Source organism: Mesorhizobium sp. M1A.F.Ca.IN.022.06.1.1 (assembly GCF_003952605.1).
GTDB lineage: Bacteria > Pseudomonadota > Alphaproteobacteria > Rhizobiales > Rhizobiaceae > Mesorhizobium.
The window spans coordinates 1,417,649-1,436,148 of the sequence record NZ_CP034455.1 but is presented as its reverse complement, the minus strand read 5'-3'; the positions used below and the strand labels follow the sequence as shown (position 1 = coordinate 1,436,148).

The 18,500-nt window shown below is 63.6% G+C and carries 19 protein-coding genes and 1 pseudogene; 12 read left to right on the top strand and 8 right to left on the bottom strand.

Annotated features, from left to right (window positions below; all coding sequences use genetic code 11):
• Positions 1 to 124 precede the first annotated feature (124 nt).
• From EJ078_RS07140 to EJ078_RS07125, 4 genes are all read right to left on the bottom strand, one after another.
• Positions 125 to 718 carry a transglutaminase-like cysteine peptidase gene (locus EJ078_RS07140; protein WP_245456983.1) on the bottom strand — a complete coding sequence of 198 codons (594 nt, stop codon included), beginning with the start codon at positions 716 to 718 and terminating at the stop codon, positions 125 to 127.
• A 256-nt stretch (positions 719 to 974) separates the two neighbouring features.
• Positions 975 to 1,250, bottom strand: a complete 276-nt coding sequence (locus tag EJ078_RS07135; RefSeq protein WP_127215067.1) for an AbrB/MazE/SpoVT family DNA-binding domain-containing protein — start codon at positions 1,248 to 1,250, stop codon at positions 975 to 977.
• 79 nt (positions 1,251 to 1,329) lie between these two features.
• On the bottom strand, positions 1,330 to 2,742 hold the full coding sequence (gene tldD, locus EJ078_RS07130) for a metalloprotease TldD (protein ID WP_067327853.1): 1,413 nt from the start codon (positions 2,740 to 2,742) through the stop codon (positions 1,330 to 1,332).
• Positions 2,743 to 2,873: 131 nt separating this feature from the next.
• A complete protein-coding gene (locus EJ078_RS07125; RefSeq protein WP_066998026.1) occupies positions 2,874 to 3,407 on the bottom strand; it encodes an invasion associated locus B family protein in 534 nt (177 codons plus the stop codon).
• Positions 3,408 to 3,746: 339 nt separating this feature from the next.
• Here EJ078_RS07125 and coxB point away from each other — a divergent pair, with 339 nt between their 5' ends.
• The 11 genes and pseudogenes from coxB (at position 3,747) to rnhA (ending at position 12,814) form a co-directional block, all read left to right on the top strand.
• Positions 3,747 to 4,619 carry a cytochrome c oxidase subunit II gene (coxB, locus tag EJ078_RS07120; protein ID WP_245456982.1) on the top strand — a complete coding sequence of 291 codons (873 nt, stop codon included), beginning with the start codon at positions 3,747 to 3,749 and terminating at the stop codon, positions 4,617 to 4,619.
• Positions 4,620 to 4,657: 38 nt separating this feature from the next.
• Complete coding sequence (ctaD, locus tag EJ078_RS07115; protein WP_066998019.1) at positions 4,658 to 6,307, top strand: cytochrome c oxidase subunit I; 1,650 nt, start codon at positions 4,658 to 4,660, stop codon at positions 6,305 to 6,307.
• Between the two features lie 69 nt (positions 6,308 to 6,376).
• Positions 6,377 to 7,321, top strand: coding sequence for a heme o synthase (locus tag EJ078_RS07110; RefSeq protein ID WP_127215065.1), 945 nt, complete (start codon positions 6,377 to 6,379; stop codon positions 7,319 to 7,321).
• Positions 7,318 to 7,500 carry a hypothetical protein gene (locus EJ078_RS07105; RefSeq protein WP_067327855.1) on the top strand — a complete coding sequence of 61 codons (183 nt, stop codon included), beginning with the start codon at positions 7,318 to 7,320 and terminating at the stop codon, positions 7,498 to 7,500. The genes EJ078_RS07110 and EJ078_RS07105 overlap by 4 nt, the downstream gene beginning before the upstream one ends.
• A gap of 7 nt (positions 7,501 to 7,507) precedes the next feature.
• Positions 7,508 to 8,065, top strand: a pseudogene (locus EJ078_RS30190) (cytochrome c oxidase assembly protein); the annotation flags it as partial.
• Between the two features lie 69 nt (positions 8,066 to 8,134).
• Complete coding sequence (locus EJ078_RS30185; RefSeq protein WP_127215064.1) at positions 8,135 to 9,016, top strand: cytochrome c oxidase subunit 3; 882 nt, start codon at positions 8,135 to 8,137, stop codon at positions 9,014 to 9,016.
• 82 nt (positions 9,017 to 9,098) lie between these two features.
• Positions 9,099 to 9,485 carry a DUF983 domain-containing protein gene (locus EJ078_RS07095; protein WP_067327857.1) on the top strand — a complete coding sequence of 129 codons (387 nt, stop codon included), beginning with the start codon at positions 9,099 to 9,101 and terminating at the stop codon, positions 9,483 to 9,485.
• Positions 9,482 to 10,237, top strand: a complete 756-nt coding sequence (locus EJ078_RS07090; RefSeq protein ID WP_067327858.1) for an SURF1 family protein — start codon at positions 9,482 to 9,484, stop codon at positions 10,235 to 10,237. Before EJ078_RS07095 ends, EJ078_RS07090 begins: the two co-directional genes overlap by 4 nt.
• A 73-nt stretch (positions 10,238 to 10,310) precedes the next feature.
• On the top strand, positions 10,311 to 11,315 hold the full coding sequence (gene ispH, locus EJ078_RS07085) for a 4-hydroxy-3-methylbut-2-enyl diphosphate reductase (RefSeq protein ID WP_095781704.1): 1,005 nt from the start codon (positions 10,311 to 10,313) through the stop codon (positions 11,313 to 11,315).
• A 6-nt stretch (positions 11,316 to 11,321) separates the two neighbouring features.
• Positions 11,322 to 12,284, top strand: coding sequence for a homoserine kinase (locus EJ078_RS07080; protein WP_127215063.1), 963 nt, complete (start codon positions 11,322 to 11,324; stop codon positions 12,282 to 12,284).
• Entirely contained in the window at positions 12,281 to 12,814 is a 534-nt protein-coding gene (gene rnhA / locus EJ078_RS07075; RefSeq protein WP_127215062.1) for a ribonuclease HI, read from the top strand. The genes EJ078_RS07080 and rnhA overlap by 4 nt, the downstream gene beginning before the upstream one ends.
• A gap of 15 nt (positions 12,815 to 12,829) precedes the next feature.
• Here the strand turns inward: rnhA and EJ078_RS07070 are convergent, their stop codons facing one another.
• From EJ078_RS07070 to EJ078_RS07060, 3 genes are all read right to left on the bottom strand, one after another.
• Positions 12,830 to 13,306 carry a DUF2938 domain-containing protein gene (locus tag EJ078_RS07070; protein WP_127215061.1) on the bottom strand — a complete coding sequence of 159 codons (477 nt, stop codon included), beginning with the start codon at positions 13,304 to 13,306 and terminating at the stop codon, positions 12,830 to 12,832.
• Positions 13,306 to 13,788, bottom strand: a complete 483-nt coding sequence (locus EJ078_RS07065; RefSeq protein WP_127215060.1) for a peroxiredoxin — start codon at positions 13,786 to 13,788, stop codon at positions 13,306 to 13,308. The genes EJ078_RS07070 and EJ078_RS07065 overlap by 1 nt, the downstream gene beginning before the upstream one ends.
• A gap of 139 nt (positions 13,789 to 13,927) precedes the next feature.
• On the bottom strand, positions 13,928 to 14,734 hold the full coding sequence (locus EJ078_RS07060) for a protein-disulfide reductase DsbD domain-containing protein (RefSeq protein WP_127215059.1): 807 nt from the start codon (positions 14,732 to 14,734) through the stop codon (positions 13,928 to 13,930).
• A 128-nt stretch (positions 14,735 to 14,862) separates the two neighbouring features.
• Between EJ078_RS07060 and EJ078_RS07055 the strand changes: the two genes are divergently transcribed.
• On the top strand, positions 14,863 to 15,471 hold the full coding sequence (locus EJ078_RS07055) for a YqgE/AlgH family protein (protein WP_066997984.1): 609 nt from the start codon (positions 14,863 to 14,865) through the stop codon (positions 15,469 to 15,471).
• 139 nt (positions 15,472 to 15,610) lie between these two features.
• On the opposite strand, the gene EJ078_RS07050 is transcribed toward EJ078_RS07055, so the two are convergent.
• On the bottom strand, positions 15,611 to 18,499 hold the full coding sequence (locus tag EJ078_RS07050; protein ID WP_095830423.1) for an EAL domain-containing protein: 2,889 nt from the start codon (positions 18,497 to 18,499) through the stop codon (positions 15,611 to 15,613).
• Position 18,500 lies beyond the last annotated feature (1 nt).

The following is an 18,500-nucleotide window of genomic DNA, read 5'->3' as shown; positions in this document are numbered from 1 at the left end:
TACCTTTGCGAGCCGATTTTTCGGCCATGAACGTGCAAGGCAGGGGGCGCCGGTCTGTAGGGCGTATCAACCGTCAAAGCGGGATGCCTCGGCTGTCCAGGCCGTACGAGCCTGGCGGCATCCGTCAGGTTTTCGGCGTGCCGCCGCGCTGATTGATCGATACCCAAATATTCGGGTTTTGCTGCGACTGGCGCTTCAGGAAATAATAGCCGGTCGCGTTCCAGGGCCGGACTTCGTCGACCAGATTGTCGAGCACGAGATCGCCCTTGTCGGTCTTCACGGTCAGGATGGTGTGGCCTTCGTTGTTCAGGTCGCGCACGACCGTCATCAGCAGCGCCTGGCGGGGAAATCCCGCTTCCATGAGAAGCTTGCGCTTGTAGAGCGCGTAGATCTTGCAGTCGCCCTTGCCGTCCACCGGATAGTCCCAGTGGTCCATCATCGTGCCCCAGTGATCATAGTTGCTGACGGGCTTGATGGCGCGGTTCGCCTTCTGGTTTATGCGCTTGAGGGTTCGCATGTTCTGCGCGGTCAGCTTGACGTTCGCCGGCTGCAGGGCAGGCACTTTGCACTCATTCGGCCGGCGGTGGCAGAAATCGATCCAGCCATAAGGGACGCTGGTACGTCCTCCCACTGTGGCGGAGCGCAGGTCGACCGGACTCGATGGCCGCTTGAACAATGTCGACTGCGCCGCCGCCGTGTCGACGCAAAGCGACGTCACACCGATCAATGAGCAAAGGCCAAGGAGGAATAAAGAGGTCAGGACGCCAGGGGAACGCAGCACTGCCAACACCACCGCAACGAGAAGACTGCTGATAGTTAAGTCGGAAGCGTCGGCCAAAGCAATTGAACAATTAATAATCTGCTAACACGATTGTGTTCGCGCTCCGGCGGGTAGCTAGGTGTGAGCTTTCCGGCCGGATCGAGGTGACCGTTCAGGATGGTCGTTCGTCAGGTATCTGACGACAAGGTTGGGATCAATTGCGAGCATGGCGCCGCCGCGCTTCGGCAAAGACACTCGCGTTCATCTCTTCAAGCGTCTTCTGCTTGCCGCGGTGCGGCAGCAGGCCAACCACGTCTTCCGGTTGCGTCGGGGTGAAGGCCGGCACTTGCTTCAGAAGAACACCGTCTGGTGTGTCTTCGACCTGCAGACGTGTGCCGGCACCCCAGTCCCTCCGTTTCCGGATCGCGCTGGGGAGGATCACTTGTCCCTTGGTCGAGACGGTGGTTATGAGTTTTTCGGCACCAGCTATCGCAAGCTTACCCCATGTAAGACACGGGTAAGATACTCAAGCGGCGGAGTGCTATTCAAATCTGCCGGATTGAGCGTGCTCAAACCCTAGTGCCGCCCACCGTCATCTGGTTCATCCTCAGATGCGGCTGGCCGACCCCGACCGGCACGCCCTGTCCGGCCTTGCCGCACATGCCGATGCCGTTGTCGAGTTTCATGTCGTTGCCGACCATGGTGACGCGGTGCATGGCGTCGGGCCCGTTGCCGATCAGCATTGCGCCCTTGATCGGCTGCGTCACCTTGCCGTCCTCGATCATGTAGGCCTCGGTGCAGCCAAACACGAACTTGCCTGAGGTGATGTCGACCTGGCCGCCGCCGAAGGAGACGGCATAGATGCCGTTCTTGACCGAGGCGATGATCTCTTCCGGCGCGGTATCGCCCGAGGTCATGTAGGTGTTGGTCATGCGCGGCATCGGCTGGTGGGCATAGCCTTCGCGCCGGCCGTTGCCGGTCGCCTTCATGCCCATCAGCCGCGCATTCTGGCGGTCCTGCATGTAGCCGACCAGCTTGCCGTCCTCGATCAGCACATTGCGCGCCGAAGGCGTGCCTTCGTCGTCCACGGTAAGCGAGCCGCGCCGCTCGGCGATCGTGCCGTCGTCGACGACGGTGACGCCCTTTGCCGCTACTTGGCTGCCCATCAGGCCGGCGAAGGCGGATGTTTTCTTGCGGTTGAAGTCGCCCTCGAGGCCATGGCCGACAGCCTCGTGCAGCATCACGCCCGGCCAGCCGCTGGAAAGCACGATGTCGAATGTGCCTGCCGGCGCCGGGACGGCTTCGAGATTGACCAGCGCCTGTCGCAGCGCCTCGCGCGCGGCGTGCTTCCAACTCTCCTCGGTGAGGAACTCGCCAAAGCTCTTGCGGCCGCCCATTCCGTAGGAGCCGCTCTCCTGGCGGTCGCCATCGCCGACCACCACCGAGACGTTCATCCTGACCAGCGGGCGGATATCGCGCACCACTTGGCCGTCGCCGCGCACGATCTCGACATGCTGCCACGAGGCGGCCAGCGAAGCCGTCACCTGGCGCACGCGCGGATCGGCGGCGCGCAGCCAGGCGTCGATCTCCTGCAACAGCTTCGCCTTGGCCTCGAAACTGGGCGAGGGGATGGGATTCTCGTCGCCGTAAAGATGGCGATTGGTGCGCGCGGGCGCTGCGGCAAGCGTTCCGGAATAGCCGCCCTTCACCGCGGAGACGGCATCGGCGGCGCGCAGCAGCGAGGCTTCCGACAGGTCGCTCGAATGGGCATAGCCGCTCGCCTCGCCGGCGACGGCGCGCAGCCCGAAACCCTGGTCGGTGTTGAAATTCGCCGTCTTCAGCCGGCCGTTGTCGAACATCAGCGCTTCGTTCTCGCTGTATTCGAGGAACAACTCGCCGTCGTCGGCGCCCTTGATGGTATCGGCGACGATCTCTTTGACGCGGTCGTCGGAAATGTCGAATTGGCCGATCAGGCTGTTCATGGCAGGGCTGTCCGCTGGCGGTTTCGCATTCCCCCGATGTAGGGGCGAAGTGAGGTCAAGACAATCGCCGGCCTTCACACGCGATCGTCATCGCCCCGAGCCGACTGGCGGCCGCGTTGCCGCCGCTGGACTTAGGGCAGAGCCGAGAAGCCTTCGGCGAATCCCTTCAGATCGACCGGAATGCCGATGCCTTCCTCCGGCGTCTGGAACACGATGAAGGTGGCCGACGTGCCGTTCTTCAGCGTGTCGAGCAGTGGCTTCTCGAGGATCACTTCCGCGTAGCAGCCGTCCTGGAAGCAGCGCACGAAATAGGCGCGGCCGATGTCCTTGCCGTCGACATTGAGGCCGAGCCCGTTGGGCAGGAGCACGCCGAGCGGTGCCAGCACCCGCAGGATCTCCGCCTTGTTGTCGGCGGTGCGCAGCACCACGACGGAAAGCCCCATCTCCGGACGGTCCTCGGCGACGACGTTCTGCATCATCACGCATTGCTCGGAGGTTGCGCCGGCCGGCGTGTCGCAGATGATCGACCACGCGCCATGCGTCGACTTGACCGTGCCGCTGGGCGGCGCCGCGGTCTGCGGCGGCGCGGCGTTCGCCACGCTGGCGCTAAGCGAGGCGGCAAGGAAGATAACCTTCGCCAAGGGTCTCGAAAGCCAGGAAGTCATAACGGCTCCATTGCGAATCACGGCACTTTAAGCTGCGCCAAGGCCAAGTAAAGGACGAGACCGTCGCCAGCCCGCCCAGATACCGGCAATTACGCGCTTTTCCAGAGCAAATTCGCCCGAATTGCGACCGCCCGGCGCGGGGGCGGCGATGGTCGGGGATGCCCTTCGGGCTGCGCGCAAAAATGCCGCACGGTTTCGCCCGCTCCTTCCTTGCGGAGGGAAATAGAGTATGGTTTGAACCACCTTAGGGACAGACCGGGATTCCCCATCCCGGCGTCGTTCGTTATTGGTGCGATCCGATTGCAGGAAGTGGGAGACGAGAGGGCGATGAGAAAATTCATGGCAAGCGCCAGACTTCTGGCAGGTGCTGCGGCCGCGGGCACGCTCCTCTCCAGCGCATCCGCCTATGCGGATCAGCCGCGGCCATGGGAAACCGCCTTCCAGGCGCCTGCGACCGACATGATGCGGCAAATCGAATGGTTCGGAAACTACACCTTCGTATTCATCGTGGTCATCACCCTGCTGGTGCTGGTCCTGCTCGCCTATGTCATCCTGCGGTTCCGCGCGAGCGCCAACCCGGTTCCTTCCAGGACCAGCCACAACACGCTGATCGAGGTGATCTGGACCGTCGGCCCGGTCATCGTGCTGCTGCTCATCGCCATCCCCTCGTTCCAACTGCTCACCGCGCAGTATACCCCGCCGGAAGAAGCCAAGCTGACCGTCAAGGCGACCGGCAACCAATGGAATTGGGACTACGAATACCAGGTCGACAAGAGCTTCTCCTTCAACTCGGCGATCCTTCAGGACGGTGACCGCGCCAAGGCCGGCAAGGAAGACCGCAATCTCTATCCGCGCCTGCTCGCCGTCGACAATGAGCTGGTGGTGCCGGTCAACACCATGACCCGCGTGCTGATCACCGCCACCGACGTCATCCACTCCTTCGCCGTGCCGTCCTTCGGCATCAAGATGGATGCCGTGCCCGGCCGCACGAACGAGACCTGGTTCAAGGCGGAGAAGGAAGGCCTCTATTACGGCCAGTGCTCGCAGCTCTGCGGCAAGGATCACGCCTTTATGCCGATCGCGGTTCGCGTCGTCTCCGACGCGCAGTTCAAGACCTGGCTGGAGACGGCCAAGACCGACGTGCCCGCCGCCAACAAGGCGCTGATGGCCGAGATCGATAGTACCAACAAGGTAGCGGCCGCCGGCAACTGACGCCGCGGGTTAGCAAGAATTAGGGAACGGAGCGGAATATGGCAGAGGCTGCAGCTCACGACCACCACGACCACAGGCCGCATGGCTGGGTCCGCTGGGTCTACTCGACCAACCACAAGGACATCGGCACGCTCTACCTGATCTTCGCGATCATGGCCGGGATTATCGGCGGCGCGCTTTCGGTCGCCATCCGCATGGAGCTGCAGGAGCCCGGCATCCAGATCTTCAGCGGTCTGGCGCAGATGGTCTACGGCATGCAGGGTGATGCCGCCATCGACGGCGGCAAGAGCATGTACAATGCCTTCGGCGCCGCGCACGGCCTGATCATGATCTTCTTCATGGTGATGCCGGCGCTCATCGGCGGCTTCGCCAACTGGATGGTGCCGATCATGATCGGCGCGCCGGACATGGCCTTCCCGCGCATGAACAACATCTCTTTCTGGCTGCTGCCGCCGGCCTTCCTCCTGCTGCTCGGCTCGATGTTCGTACCGAGCGCGCCCGGCGCCTTCGGCGTCGGCGGCGGCTGGACGATCTATCCGCCGCTCTCGACATCCGGCCAGCCTGGCCCCGCGATGGACCTTGCGATTCTGTCGCTCCACATCGCCGGCGCCTCGTCGATTCTCGGTGCGATCAATTTCATCACCACCATCTTCAACATGCGCGCGCCTGGCATGACCATGCACAAGATGCCGCTGTTCGCCTGGGCGGTGCTGATCACGGCCTTCCTGCTGCTCTTGTCGCTGCCGGTCCTGGCGGGCGCCATCACCATGCTGCTCACCGATCGCAACTTCGGCACCGCCTTCTTCGTGCCGGACCAGGGCGGCGACCCGCTGCTCTTCCAGCACCTGTTCTGGTTCTTCGGCCATCCCGAGGTGTACATCCTGATCCTGCCGGGCTTCGGCATCGTTAGCCATATCGTCTCGACCTTCTCGAAGAAGCCGGTCTTCGGCTATCTCGGCATGGCCTACGCCATGGTCGCGATCGGCGCGGTCGGCTTCATCGTCTGGGCGCACCACATGTACACGACCGGCCTGTCGCTCGACACGCAGCGCTATTTCGTGTTCGCCACCATGGTCATCGCGGTTCCGACGGGCGTGAAGATCTTCTCCTGGATCGCCACGATGTGGGGCGGCTCGATCTCCTTCAAGCCGCCGATGCTGTGGGCGCTGGGCTTCATCTTCCTGTTCACGATCGGTGGCGTCACCGGCGTTCAGCTGGCAAATGCCGGCCTCGACCGCTCGCTGCACGACACCTATTTCGTGATCGCCCACTTCCACTACGTGCTGTCGCTGGGCGCCGTGTTCGCCATCTTCGCCGGCTGGTACTACTGGTTCCCGAAGATGACCGGCTACATGTACTCGCCGGTGATCGCCAACACCCACTTCTGGGTCACCTTCGTCGGCGTCAACCTGATCTTCTTCCCGCAGCACTTCCTCGGCCTTGCCGGGATGCCGCGCCGCACTGTCGACTATCCGGATGCGTTTGCCGGCTGGAACATGATCTCGTCCTACGGCTCCTACATCGCCGCCGTCGGCGTTGCGATCTTCCTCTATGGCGTGTTCGAGGCCTTCCAGAAGAAGCGCGTCGCGGGCGCCAATCCGTGGGGCGAGGGTGCCACCACGCTCGAATGGCAGCTGCCGTCGCCGCCGCCGTTCCACCAGTGGGAACAGCTGCCGAAGATCAAGTAAGGCCGCAGATACAGGACCGCCTGCTCGCCCGGCGGTCTTGGCCAACGGAATGATGGACTTTAAGTACGCATGGCCCTTGCCGACCACAAATTGATGGAGGAAGTTGGCTTTCGCATGTCGGAAGCCACCGCGGGCGATTTCTTCGCCCTCCTCAAGCCGCGCGTGATGTCGCTGGTCGTCTTCACGGCCTTTGTCGGCATGGTCGCGGCGCCGGTCGCCATCAATCCGCTGCTGGCGGTGATCGCGATCCTGGCGATTGCCATCGGCGCCGGCGCCTCGGGCGCGCTCAACATGTGGTACGACGCCGATATCGACGCGGTGATGACCAGGACAGCGAGCCGTCCGGTGCCGGCCGGGCGCGTCACGCCGGGTGAGGCGCTGAGCTTCGGGCTCGTGCTCTCCGCGCTGTCGGTGATGACGCTGGGCGTGCTCATCAACTGGCTGTCGGCGGCGCTTCTTGCCTTCACCATCTTCTTCTACGCCGTCATCTACACGATGTGGCTGAAGCGCTGGACGCCGCAGAACATCGTCATCGGCGGCGCCGCCGGCGCCATCCCGCCGGTGATCGGCTGGGCAGCGGTGACCGGATCGGTCAGCCTCGAAAGCCTGATTCTTTTCCTGATCATTTTCCTGTGGACGCCGCCGCATTTCTGGGCGTTGGCGCTGTTCAAGTCGGACGACTACGCCCGCGCCGGCATCCCGATGATGCCGAACGTCGCCGGACACGCCTCGACCCGCCGCCAGATCTTTGCCTACGCGCTAGTCCTGGCGCCGGTCGGCATGTTGCCATGGCTGCTCGGCTACACCACCGCCGCCTATGGCGCGGTTTCCGTCCTGCTCGGCCTGGGCTTCGTCTGGTATTCCTGGAAGGTGCTGGGCATGAGCGATGCCGACCGCGCAATGAAGCCGGCCAAGGCGCTGTTCGGCTATTCGCTGCTCTATCTCTTCGCAATCTTTGCCGCCTATCTCGTCGACAGCGTGGTCGGGCGTGCCCTCGTCATGGGGGGAGCATGACCGTGGCCGACAAGAACCTCGAACTGGTCACCTTGACCGAACGCCAGCGGAAGGCGCGACGCAGCCGCTCCGTTGCCATCGGCGTCGCGCTGGCCGCGCTCGTCATCATCTTCTACATCGCCACCATCGTGCGCTTCGGCCACCATGCCTCCGGCCTGATACCGACGAATTTGATGTGAGGCGGCGATGAGCGGCGAGACCGGACCCATCGGGAAGAACAGCAACCGCATCGTCGTGGCGGTCTGCCTTGCCTTCTTCACTGGCATGGTCGGCATGGCCTATGCGGCGGTCCCGCTCTACAAGATGTTCTGCCAGGTCACCGGCTATGGCGGCACGACGCAGCGCGCCGAGAAGCAATATGCCGGTCGCGTGCTCGACCGCGATATCACCATCCGCTTCGACGCCAACACCAACGGCATTCCGTGGCAGTTCGAGCCCGTCGCGCGCTCGGTTACGATCAAGATCGGCGAGACCACGCAGGCGCATTACAGCGCCACCAACAAGTTCGATCGCCCCATCACCGGGCGCGCCTCCTTCAATGTGCAGCCGGAAATGGCCGGCGCCTATTTCAACAAGGTGGAGTGCTTCTGCTTCACTGACACGACGCTCAAGCCCGGTGAGACGCTGGACATGCCGGTCGTGTTCTATGTCGATCCAGACATCGTCAACGTGCCGGAACTGAAGGACCTGAAGACCATCACCCTGTCCTACACCATGTTCCCGGTCGAAAAGAAGCAGCCAGTCGCGTCGTCCGCGCCGACCGCTGGCAGCAGCAACAAAGTTCCAGATTCCGAAGCAAGCCTCGGGGTTGATATGGCAGACGCGCACACAAAACCGAACCACGACTACCATCTCGTCAATCCCAGCCCTTGGCCTTTCCTGGGCTCGATCGGCGCATTGGTCACGGCCGTCGGCGGCGTTTGCCTGATGCAGTATCTGAAGGCCGGCAGCTTCCCAATATTCGGCCACAACATCGCCAATCCGTGGCTGTTTTTCATCGGCCTGATCATCGTGCTCTACACGATGTTCGCCTGGTGGTCGGACACTATCAAGGAAGCGCATGAGGGCCACCACACGCGCGTCGTGTCGCTGCACCTGCGCTACGGCATGATCATGTTCATCGCCTCCGAGGTGATGTTCTTCGTCGCCTGGTTCTGGGCCTTCTTCGACGCCAGCCTATTCCCGGGCGAGGCCGCGCAATATGCCCGCACCACCTTCACCGGCGGCGTTTGGCCGCCAAAAGGCCTGGAGGTTCTCGATCCCTTCCACCTGCCGCTCTACAACACCATCATCCTGCTTCTGTCGGGCACGACGGTGACCTGGGCGCACCACTCGCTGCTGCACGGCGACCGCAAGGGCCTGATCAACGGCCTCGTCCTGACCGTCGGCCTCGGCATGCTGTTCACCATGGTGCAGGCCTACGAGTACATGCACGCTCCGTTCGGCTTCAAGGACTCGATCTACGGCGCCACCTTCTTCATGGCGACCGGCTTCCACGGCTTCCACGTGATCATCGGCACCATCTTTCTGCTCGTCTGCCTGATCCGGGCGATGCGGGGCGATTTCACCCCGAAGCAGCATTTCGGCTTCGAGGCGGCCGCCTGGTACTGGCATTTCGTCGACGTGGTCTGGCTGTTCCTGTTCACCGCGATCTATGTCTGGGCCTCGAGCGGCGCGGTAATCGAAGCCCACTGAGACCCTTTGGATTGAGTTCACGAGGCGGCTGCGGCGACGTGGCCGCCTTATCTTTTTGACCGAACGGGTCTACGGTGCGGACATGAGCGAGGACAAGGCAATCTGGCCACCCGTCGACCCGATCTCGGCCGGGCTGCGCGGCCATTGCCCGCGCTGCGGCGAGGGCAAGCTGTTCTCCGGCTTCCTCACCGTCGGCAAGCGCTGCTACAATTGCGGCCTCGACTATTCCTTTGCCGATGCCGGCGACGGTCCGGCGGTCTTCGTCATCCTCATCATCGGCTTCATCGTCGTCGGCCTGGCGCTGTGGATGGAAGTGACGCTGAGCCCGCCGCTCTGGCTGCATTTCATTTTGTGGATACCGCTGGCGCTGGTGCTGAGCCTGGCGGCGCTGCGCCTGATCAAGGGCGTGCTGATCACCCTGCAATATTCCAAGAAGGCCGCGGAAGGCAGGCTGGACAGCGGCCAATGAGCGATGCGACCTCCTCGACTGCCGGCGCTTCGCGGCCGCGCTCGGCACTGCTGCTTGGGCTCGGCCTTGTCCTGTTCGCCATTCTCCTCGGCCTCGGCACATGGCAGGTCCAGCGCTTGCACTGGAAGGAAGGGCTGATCGATACCATCGACAAGCGCACCCATGCGGCACCGTTGCCACTGACCGATGTCGAGAAAGAATTCGCCGCCACACACGATGTCGACTACACGCCGGTGACTGTAACCGGCACTTTCCTGCACCAGGGCGAACGGCATTTCTTCGCCACTTGGGAAGGCGACACGGGCTTCAATGTCTACACGCCCCTGCGGCTCGACGACGGCCGTTTCGTGCTCGTCAACCGCGGCTTCGTCCCTTACGATCTCAAGGATCCGGCCAAGCGGAAGCAGGGCGAGGTCGCCGGCACGGTGACGGTGACCGGGCTTGCTCGCAATCCGCTGCCTGAAAAACCCTCGATGATGCTGCCCGACAACGACGTCGCCAAGAACATCTTTTACTGGAAGGACCGCGACGTCATGGCCTCGAGCGCCGGTCTGCCAGCGGGAGCCGTGCTGGTGCCCTTCTTCATCGATGCCGACAAGACTCCTAACCCCGGCGGTCTGCCGGTCGGCGGCGTCACCATCATCGATCTGCCGAACAACCACCTGCAATATGCCGTCACCTGGTATGGCCTTGCCGCCGCCCTTGCCGCGGTGCTGATCCTCAGGCTTCGCCGCCCGGCGAAGGAGGAGTGAGCGCCGCTCTTGACAGGGCAGGGGTGCACGCCTCATTTCGCCTTCAGCTTTCCGACTGAACCGGCCCGTTTTGATGATTGAAAAAAAGCCACCGCTGACGATCAGGCTTTGCCAGCCGCGCGGCTTCTGCGCCGGCGTCGACCGCGCCATTCAGATCGTCGTGCTGGCGCTGAAGAAATACGGCGCGCCGGTCTATGTCCGCCATGAGATCGTGCACAACCGCTACGTCGTCGAGGGGCTGCAGAGCCTGGGCGCGGTGTTCATCGAGGAATTGTCCGAGATCCCGCCCGAGCATCGTCAGTCGCCGGTCGTCTTTTCCGCGCATGGGGTGCCGAAATCGGTGCCGGCCGACGCCGAGGCGCGCAACCTGTTCTACCTCGATGCCACCTGTCCGCTGGTGTCGAAGGTGCACAAGCAGGCGATGCGGCACCAGCGGCTCGGCCGCCATGTGCTCCTGATCGGCCATGCCGGCCATCCGGAAGTGATCGGCACGATGGGCCAGTTGCCGGAAGGAGCCGTGACCCTTATCGAGACGGAGGCGGATGCGGCAAGCTTCGTGCCGGCAGACCCGGCGGCGCTTGGCTTCGTCACCCAGACGACGCTGTCGGTCGAGGACACCGCCGGCATCATCCGGGCGCTGCAAGAGCGTTTCCCCGAGCTTCACGCCCCGGCCGCCGAATCCATCTGCTACGCCACCACCAACCGACAGGAGGCGGTGAAGGAGACGGCCGCCGGCGCCGACCTTTTCCTCGTCGTCGGCGCGCCGAACTCGTCCAACTCGCGGCGTCTTGTCGAAGTGGCGGAGCGCGCGGGCGCCGCGATGTCGCTTCTCGTGCAGCGGGCCTCCGAAATTCCGTGGAATGAGATCGGCAGGATTTCGACGCTCGGCCTGTCGGCCGGCGCCTCGGCGCCGGAAATCATCGTCGACGAGATCATCGACGCGTTCCGGCAACGCTTCGACGTCACCATCGATCTGGCCATCACGGCCACGGAAACGGAGGATTTTCCGGTGATGCGGGTGTTGCGCGATGTCGAACTGACGGCGGCCGACATGGCCTTCGTCAACGGAGCCGCGTAAACCCAGATGGCCGTCTACACCGACGTCAACGAAAACGAGCTCAGCGCGTTTCTGAAAGCCTATCCGGTGGGCGAGCTCCTGTCCTACAAGGGCATCGCCGAAGGGACCGAGAACTCGAATTTTCTCGTCCATGCTTCCACCGGTTCCTACATATTGACGCTCTACGAGAAGCGCGTCGACAAGGCCGATCTGCCCTTTTTTCTCGGCCTGATGGGCCATCTCGCGCGAAAAGGCATTTCCTGCCCGCTTCCGGTCACCGCGCATGACGGAACCGTCATCGGCACGCTCGCCGCGCGCCCGGCGGTCATCATCACCTTCCTCGAGGGCCTGTCGCTGAGGCGCCCGACGGCAGCGCATTGCGGCGAGGTCGGCAAGGCGTTGGCCGCGCTCCATCTCGCCGGGCGGGATTTCCCGATGAAGCGGCCGAACGCGCTTGCCATCGACGGCTGGCGCAAGCTCTGGGCGGCGTCGCGCGACCGCGCCGACGAGGTCGAGCTGGGGCTCGCGGCCGAAGTCGACGCGGACTTCCTGGATTTTGAGCGCAACTGGCCGACCCGCCTGCCACAAGGCATCATCCACGCGGATCTCTTCCCGGACAATGTCTTCTTCCTTGGCGAGAAGCTGTCGGGGCTGATCGATTTCTATTTCGCCTGCGACGACCTCTATGCCTATGATGTCGCCACTTGCCTCAACGCCTGGTGCTTCGAGAAGGACTTTTCCTTCAACCTCACCAAAGGGGCGGCGCTGCTTGCCGGCTACCAGTCGGTGAGGCCGCTTGAGGGCGAGGAAAAAGCGGCGCTGCCGATGCTGGCGCGCGGCTCGGCGCTACGCTTCATGCTGACCAGGCTCTATGATTGGCTGACCATTCCCAACGGCGGGCTGGTGATGAAGCGCGATCCGACCGAATATATCCGCCGCATGCGCTTCCACCGGGCGATCAAGTCTCCATCCGAATACGGACTGACATGAACAAGCAGATCCAGATCTTCACCGACGGCGCCTGCTCGGGCAATCCCGGGCCGGGCGGCTGGGGCGCGGTGCTGCGCTATAACGGCGTCACCAAGGAGCTGTCGGGCGGCGAGGCCGAGACCACCAACAACCGCATGGAGCTGCTTGCCGCCATCAGCGCGCTCGATGCGCTGAAGGAGCCGTGCACGGTCGATCTCTATACCGACAGCAAATACGTCATGGACGGCATTTCCAAATGGATCCATGGTTGGAAGAAGAACGGCTGGAAGACCGGCGAGAGGAAGCCGGTCAAGAACGGTGAGCTCTGGCAGGCGCTCGACGAGGCCAACAGGCGCCACAAGGTTATCTGGCACTGGGTGAAGGGCCATGCCGGCCACCCGGAGAACGAGCGCGCCGACGAACTGGCAAGGCAAGGCATGGCGCCGTTCAAGCCGAAGCAGGCGCGGCCGGCACCCGTTGCGGCTGCGCCGCAGAAGGCTGGTGCTCCGGCCAGGAAGCCCGCGCCCCGACGCTCGACCCAGAGCTATTGACGCGCCTGACGTTCTCTACCGGATCGCCAGCGCCGTGGAGAACAGGCCGAAGGCGAAGACCGTGTGCGAGACGAGGTTGAGCGCGCGCACCAGCATCGGGTTGGGCGTCCTGGATGCTGCCCAGCCGGCACCCATGCCGGGCGCCAGCAGGAACCAGCCGGCGCCGACGGTGACGATGCCGAGAACGAAGGCCGGCAGGAAGGTCGGCGCCGCCAGCCAGCCCGTTCCCGCCAGCACGACCAGGATCACGCCGTAGAGAATTCCGACGAGATAGTGGAATGCCCAGCCCAGCGCCTTTTCATGCGTATACGGCGCGGCCTGACTGATATCGTGATGGAAGACCTTCTCGGGCAGATGCCGGACCCAGCGGCCGACCATGCCCCAATTCGGCCGCGGCAGCCCGAACGCCTTGTTGAGGATAATCGCCCAGACGTCCATGAAGACCGTGGCGCCGATGCCGATCGCGATGGCGCGCCAGACAATGTCGAGCATCAGAGCTGCTCGAGGATCTTGGCCGCCCCGCTCTCGTCGACACCTGGCTTGGCTTCGACATTGAGCGCCACGACCTTGCTGTCATCGACGATCATCGAAAAGCGCTTCGAGCGCAGCCCCATGCCGTTCGCGGAAAGGTCATTGTCAAGTCCGACCGACTTGGCGAAGTCTCCGCTGCCGTCGGCGAGATAGAGGATCTTGCCTTCGCCACCGCTGAAACGTGCCCAGGCGCCCATGACATGGACGTCGTTGACCGAGACGACCGCGATAGTGTCGACGCCGCGCGCCACGATGGCGTCGTGGTTCTCGAGATAGCCCGGCAGATGATTGTTGCTGCAGGTTGGCGTGAAGGCGCCGGGAACGCCGAACAGCACCACCTTCTTGCCGGCGAAAATCTCGGCGCTGGTCATCGGCTTGGCGCCATCGGCGGTCATCACCTTGAAAATCGCTTCGGGCAGTTTTTCGCCAACCGAAATGGTCATGGTTTCCTCGTTTGGGAGATTGGGAAGGATCTGTGCCTGCGATATCGAACCGGGCCGCATTCCGCAACCGTTCAGAGCAATGCCAGGAAAAGTGCCCAGCGGTTTTCCATCCCGAATTGCGGCTCCACGACGAATTGGCTCAAGGGAAAGGCAGCAATCCGTCCACCGCACCTTCGGCGCTTGTCAGCGTGTAGTAGAGCCCGCCGTCCGTGGGCGTCGCCGACGGCCGGTCGAGGATCGGCACGGTGAAAACAAGCTTGCCGTCCTTCTCGCTGCGCACCGGCGCGCCGAACATATAGTCGCGCTCCCCCGCGATGAAAAAGTCGACGGACTCGGCATCGCCGGGCGAATGCGCCTCGACGATGAGCGTCTCGTGATCGCCGGGCAGCACGCGGATGCCGAAATCAGATCGCGCCGGGCCGGGGAGCGTTGTAAGCGCAGTCTTCACCAGCGCCGCGTCGGTGGCGTTGTTCGGATCGGAAGCAGGATCGAGGCTGAGCCGCGTCTGCACCGGAATGCAGATCGTCTCGCATATGCCGAGAAAGACGTTGGCATCGATCGTCGCCGGCTGGTCGGGCGCCGACAGCGTGAAGGTCACCGGCAGCGATACGGGACGGTCATAGCCGGCCCATTTGCCGTAGCCGTCGTCGTGGCGCTGCGGCGGCGGAAACGACAGCTTTGCATCTGCGATGTTGGTGCTGGCCGAGATGTCGATCTGCGGCGGCACACCGGCGTCGCCGGGATCGCGCCAATAGGTTTTCCAGCCTGGCTTCAGCGCGATGTCGAGCACGCCGTGGATCTTGCCCGCCTCGTCCGGCTTGCCGCTGGTCACCAGCCGCACCTTGCCGCCTTCGCTGTTGTACCAGGCCGAGGATGATGCCTCGGCCGGCTGCCCCGCTGCCAGGCCGACGACCGCGCCGAGCGTCACAATATTCAGGTATCGCATGACCGGTGATTTGATCGCCCGTTCTTGGCCGCGCAATGATTTCATGTTCCTGCAGGTATCATATTTGCGTGACATCGGGCAGCCTGACCATCTTTTCGGCGCCGCGGAAACGGGTTACCCTCAGCTCCATGGACTTGTTGCGTCACAAAAAGAAGACGGCCGGACGCGGCTTTCTCGACGATCAGTTCCTGATTGCCATGCCCGGCATGAAGGACGACCGCTTCACGCGCTCCGTCATCTATATCTGCGCCCACAGCGACGAGGGCGCCATGGGCCTGATCATCAATCAAACGCAGCAGATGCTGTTCCCCGACCTTCTGGTGCAGCTTGGCATCGTGAACGAGCAGGAAGCAATCCGCTTGCCGGCGCATGCCCGCGATTTCGTCGTGCGCAATGGCGGGCCCGTCGACCGCAGCCGCGGCTTTGTGCTGCATTCCGGCGACTATCGCGTGGAATCCTCGCTCAACGTCTCCGACGACATCTGCCTGACCGCCACGGTCGACATCCTGCGCGCCATCTCGACGGGTCGCGGGCCGCGGCATGCGCTGATGGCGCTCGGCTATTCCGGCTGGGGCGCCGGCCAGCTCGAAAGCGAGATCGCCGAGAATGGCTGGCTGACCTGCCCGGCGACGCCTGAGCTGCTGTTCGACGCCGACATCGAGCGCAAATACGATCGCATCCTTGCCTCGATCGGTATCGATCTCGCCCATTTGAGCGCCGCCGCGGGGCACGCTTAAACGCCTTTGCCGACCTGCGGGATTGGTCGAACCCGCCTTAGCTTCGTCATCACCTCTGAAGAATGGCGGCGCTCTGAGCGTTTAGGGTGATAACGAGTTGGAAGGTCGCCGCAGTTCGTAAGCGCCGAAGCAACGCCCTCTAAGCCTGCGTGAGAGGGTACTGCTCCCTCAGCGTCTTCAGCACCAGTTCGCCGGGCATCGGCGCGCCGAACATGAAGCTCTGGACATACTCGCAGCCCATCTGGCGCAGCTCCAGCGCGTCGCTCTCGTCGGAGATGCCTTCGGCGACGACCGACAGGCCAAGCTCATGGGCCATGTTGACCATGGACTTGAGCAGCACCGCACGTTTCGGCGTTGCGTCGTCGACGAAGCTCTTGTCGATCTTGATCGTGTCGAAGGGGAAGCGCGTCAGGTAGGAGAGCGATGAATAGCCGGTGCCGAAATCGTCGAGCGACAGTCCGATGCCGAGCTGCTTGAGCTTGGTCAGCACATGCGCGGTCTGCTCGGGATTGTCCATCACCAGCGATTCGGTGAGTTCGAGCCGGAAGCAGCGCGGCTTCAAGTTGGCCCGCGCAATGACGGAGCGCACGTCGCTGACCAGGTCGCGGCGGATGAGCTGCCGGCTGGAGAGGTTGACCGAAACCGACAGCGGCGCGTCGCCGATCTGCTTCTGCCAGGCCGCCAGATCCTCGGCCGCCTGCTGCATGGCGAACAGACCGAGCTGCACGATCAGGCCGCAATTCTCAGCCACAGGGATGAAGTCTCCCGGCGGGATCATGCCGCGCCGCGGATGATCCCATCTGAGCAGCGCCTCGAAGCCGGCGACGCTGCCATCCTCCAGCCGCACGATCGGCTGGTAGGCAAGCGTGAATTCGCGCCGCTCGATGGCGCGGCGAAGATCGGATTCGAACTGCAGCCTGTCGGTGCCGACGGTGCGAAAGGCCGGCCGGAACGGCTCGATCCTGTCGCCGCCGAAACGCTTGGCCTGATGCATAGCAAGCTCGGCGTCCTTGACCATGTCCTCCGACGAGGTTTGCGCCGTCGTCCAGGTGATCAGGCCGATCGAGGCGGTGAGCACGATCTCGCGCTTGGCAAAGGTGATCGGATTGTTGATCGCATGCTTGATGGCATCGGCCATGGCGGCGATGCGGGCCGGATCCTGTTCCGACAGCAGCATCAGCGCGAACTGGTCGCCGGCAAAGCGCGACAGCGAATCCTTGGGCTTCAAGAGCCGGTGCAGCCGGCGCGCGATGGTCAGCAGGATGGTGTCGCCGGCCGAAATGCCGAGCCCGTCATTGACCTGCTTGAAACGGTCGATGTCGATGACGAAGACGGTCGGGCGCACCTTGTCCTCGGTGCGGGCGATCGAGATGATCGCCTCCAGCCGGTTCATGAACAGCTCGCGGTTAGGCAGGCCGGTCAGGTTGTCGTGCACGGCGTCGTGCAGCAGCCTTTCCTCGGATTTCTTCTGCTCGGTCACGTCGACCATGGTGCCGACACAGCGGATCACCTCGCCATCCGACCCGATTACGGGGCGGGCGCGCAGCGCGAACCAATGATAATGCCCGTCGGCGCCGCGCAGGCGGAAATTCTGGGCCACGCGGCCGCGGCGGTGCTCCAGCACCACGTCCAGCGTTGTGCGGAAGGTGTCGCGGTCGTCGGCATGCAGCACCGGCAGCCAGTTGCGGGCGGCGCCCGAAAGGCTGTTAGGGGCAAGGCCGAGCTGCAGGCTGATGTCGGGCTTGGTCACCACGCGGTCGCGCAGCACGTCCCAGTCCCACACGATGTCGCCCGAGCCGGCGACTGCAAGCGCCTGGCGCTCGAGGTCGGAAAACAGGCCCTGGTGCAGCGCGCCGCCGGCAAAAGCGTGCTGCATAACGGTGAAGCCGATCAACAGGATGATCAGGATCAGACCGCCGCCGAGCGCCGGCTGGGCGATGTCGTTGTCCAGCATGCCGGTGATCGCCATCCACGAGCCGCATAGCCAGAGCAGCACCATCACCCAGCTCGGCACCAGCATGATCGCGCGGTCATAGCCGCGAATTCCGAGGAAGATGATGAGGCCGAGGCCGGTGAGCGCGGTGGCGGCAAACGAGATGCGGGCGATGCCGGCGGCGACCGCCGGATCGACGATGGCCACGCCGGCAATCAGCAGCAGCCCGAGGATCCAGACCAGCGCGCCATAGCTGAAATGGCCGTGCCATCGGTTGAGGTTGAGATAGGCGAACAGGAACACCACGAAGGTACCCGCCAGCGCCACCTCGGTACCGGCCCGCCACATCTGCTCGTTGCCGGGCGAGATTTCGATGACCTTGTTGAGGAAGCCGAAATCGACGCAGATATAGGCGAGCACCGCCCAGGCAAGCGCGGCGGTGGCCGGGAACATCGAGGTTCCCTTGACGACGAACAGGATGGTCAGGAACAGCGCCAAGAGGCCGGCGATGCCGATGACGATGCCGCGGAACAGCGTGTAGGAATTGACCGAGTCCTTGTAGGATTCCGGGTCCCACAGATAGACCTGCGGCAGCTTGGGCGAGGCGAGCTCGGCGATGAAGGTGACGACCGTTCCGGGGTTGAGCGTCACTCGGAACACATCGGCGTCGGGGCTGGTCTGGCGGTCGAGCGCGAAGCCTTCGCTGGGCGTGATCGCCGCGATGCGCGTCGAGCCGAGATCGGGCCAGAAAATACCGGAATTCACCAGGCGGAAATGCGGCGCGACGATCAGCCTATCGAGCTGCTGGTCGGTGGTGTTGGCGAGCGCGAACACCGCCCAGTCGCCGGTCGAGCGCGCGTCATTGGCCTCAACCTCGATGCGCCGCACGATGCCGTCGGGGCCGGGCGCGGTCGAGACCTGGAAATTCTCGCCCTGGTTCCGGTAGATCTCGACTGCGCCCGAAAGGTCGAGCGCCTTGTCGTCGCGGGCAATCTTGATCGGCTCGACGGCCAATGCCGGCGCAACCGCTGAAAGCGTGACGAAGAGCGCCAGGATGAGGGCGAACAGCGACGCGATTCGCGAAAAAGTCGTCACA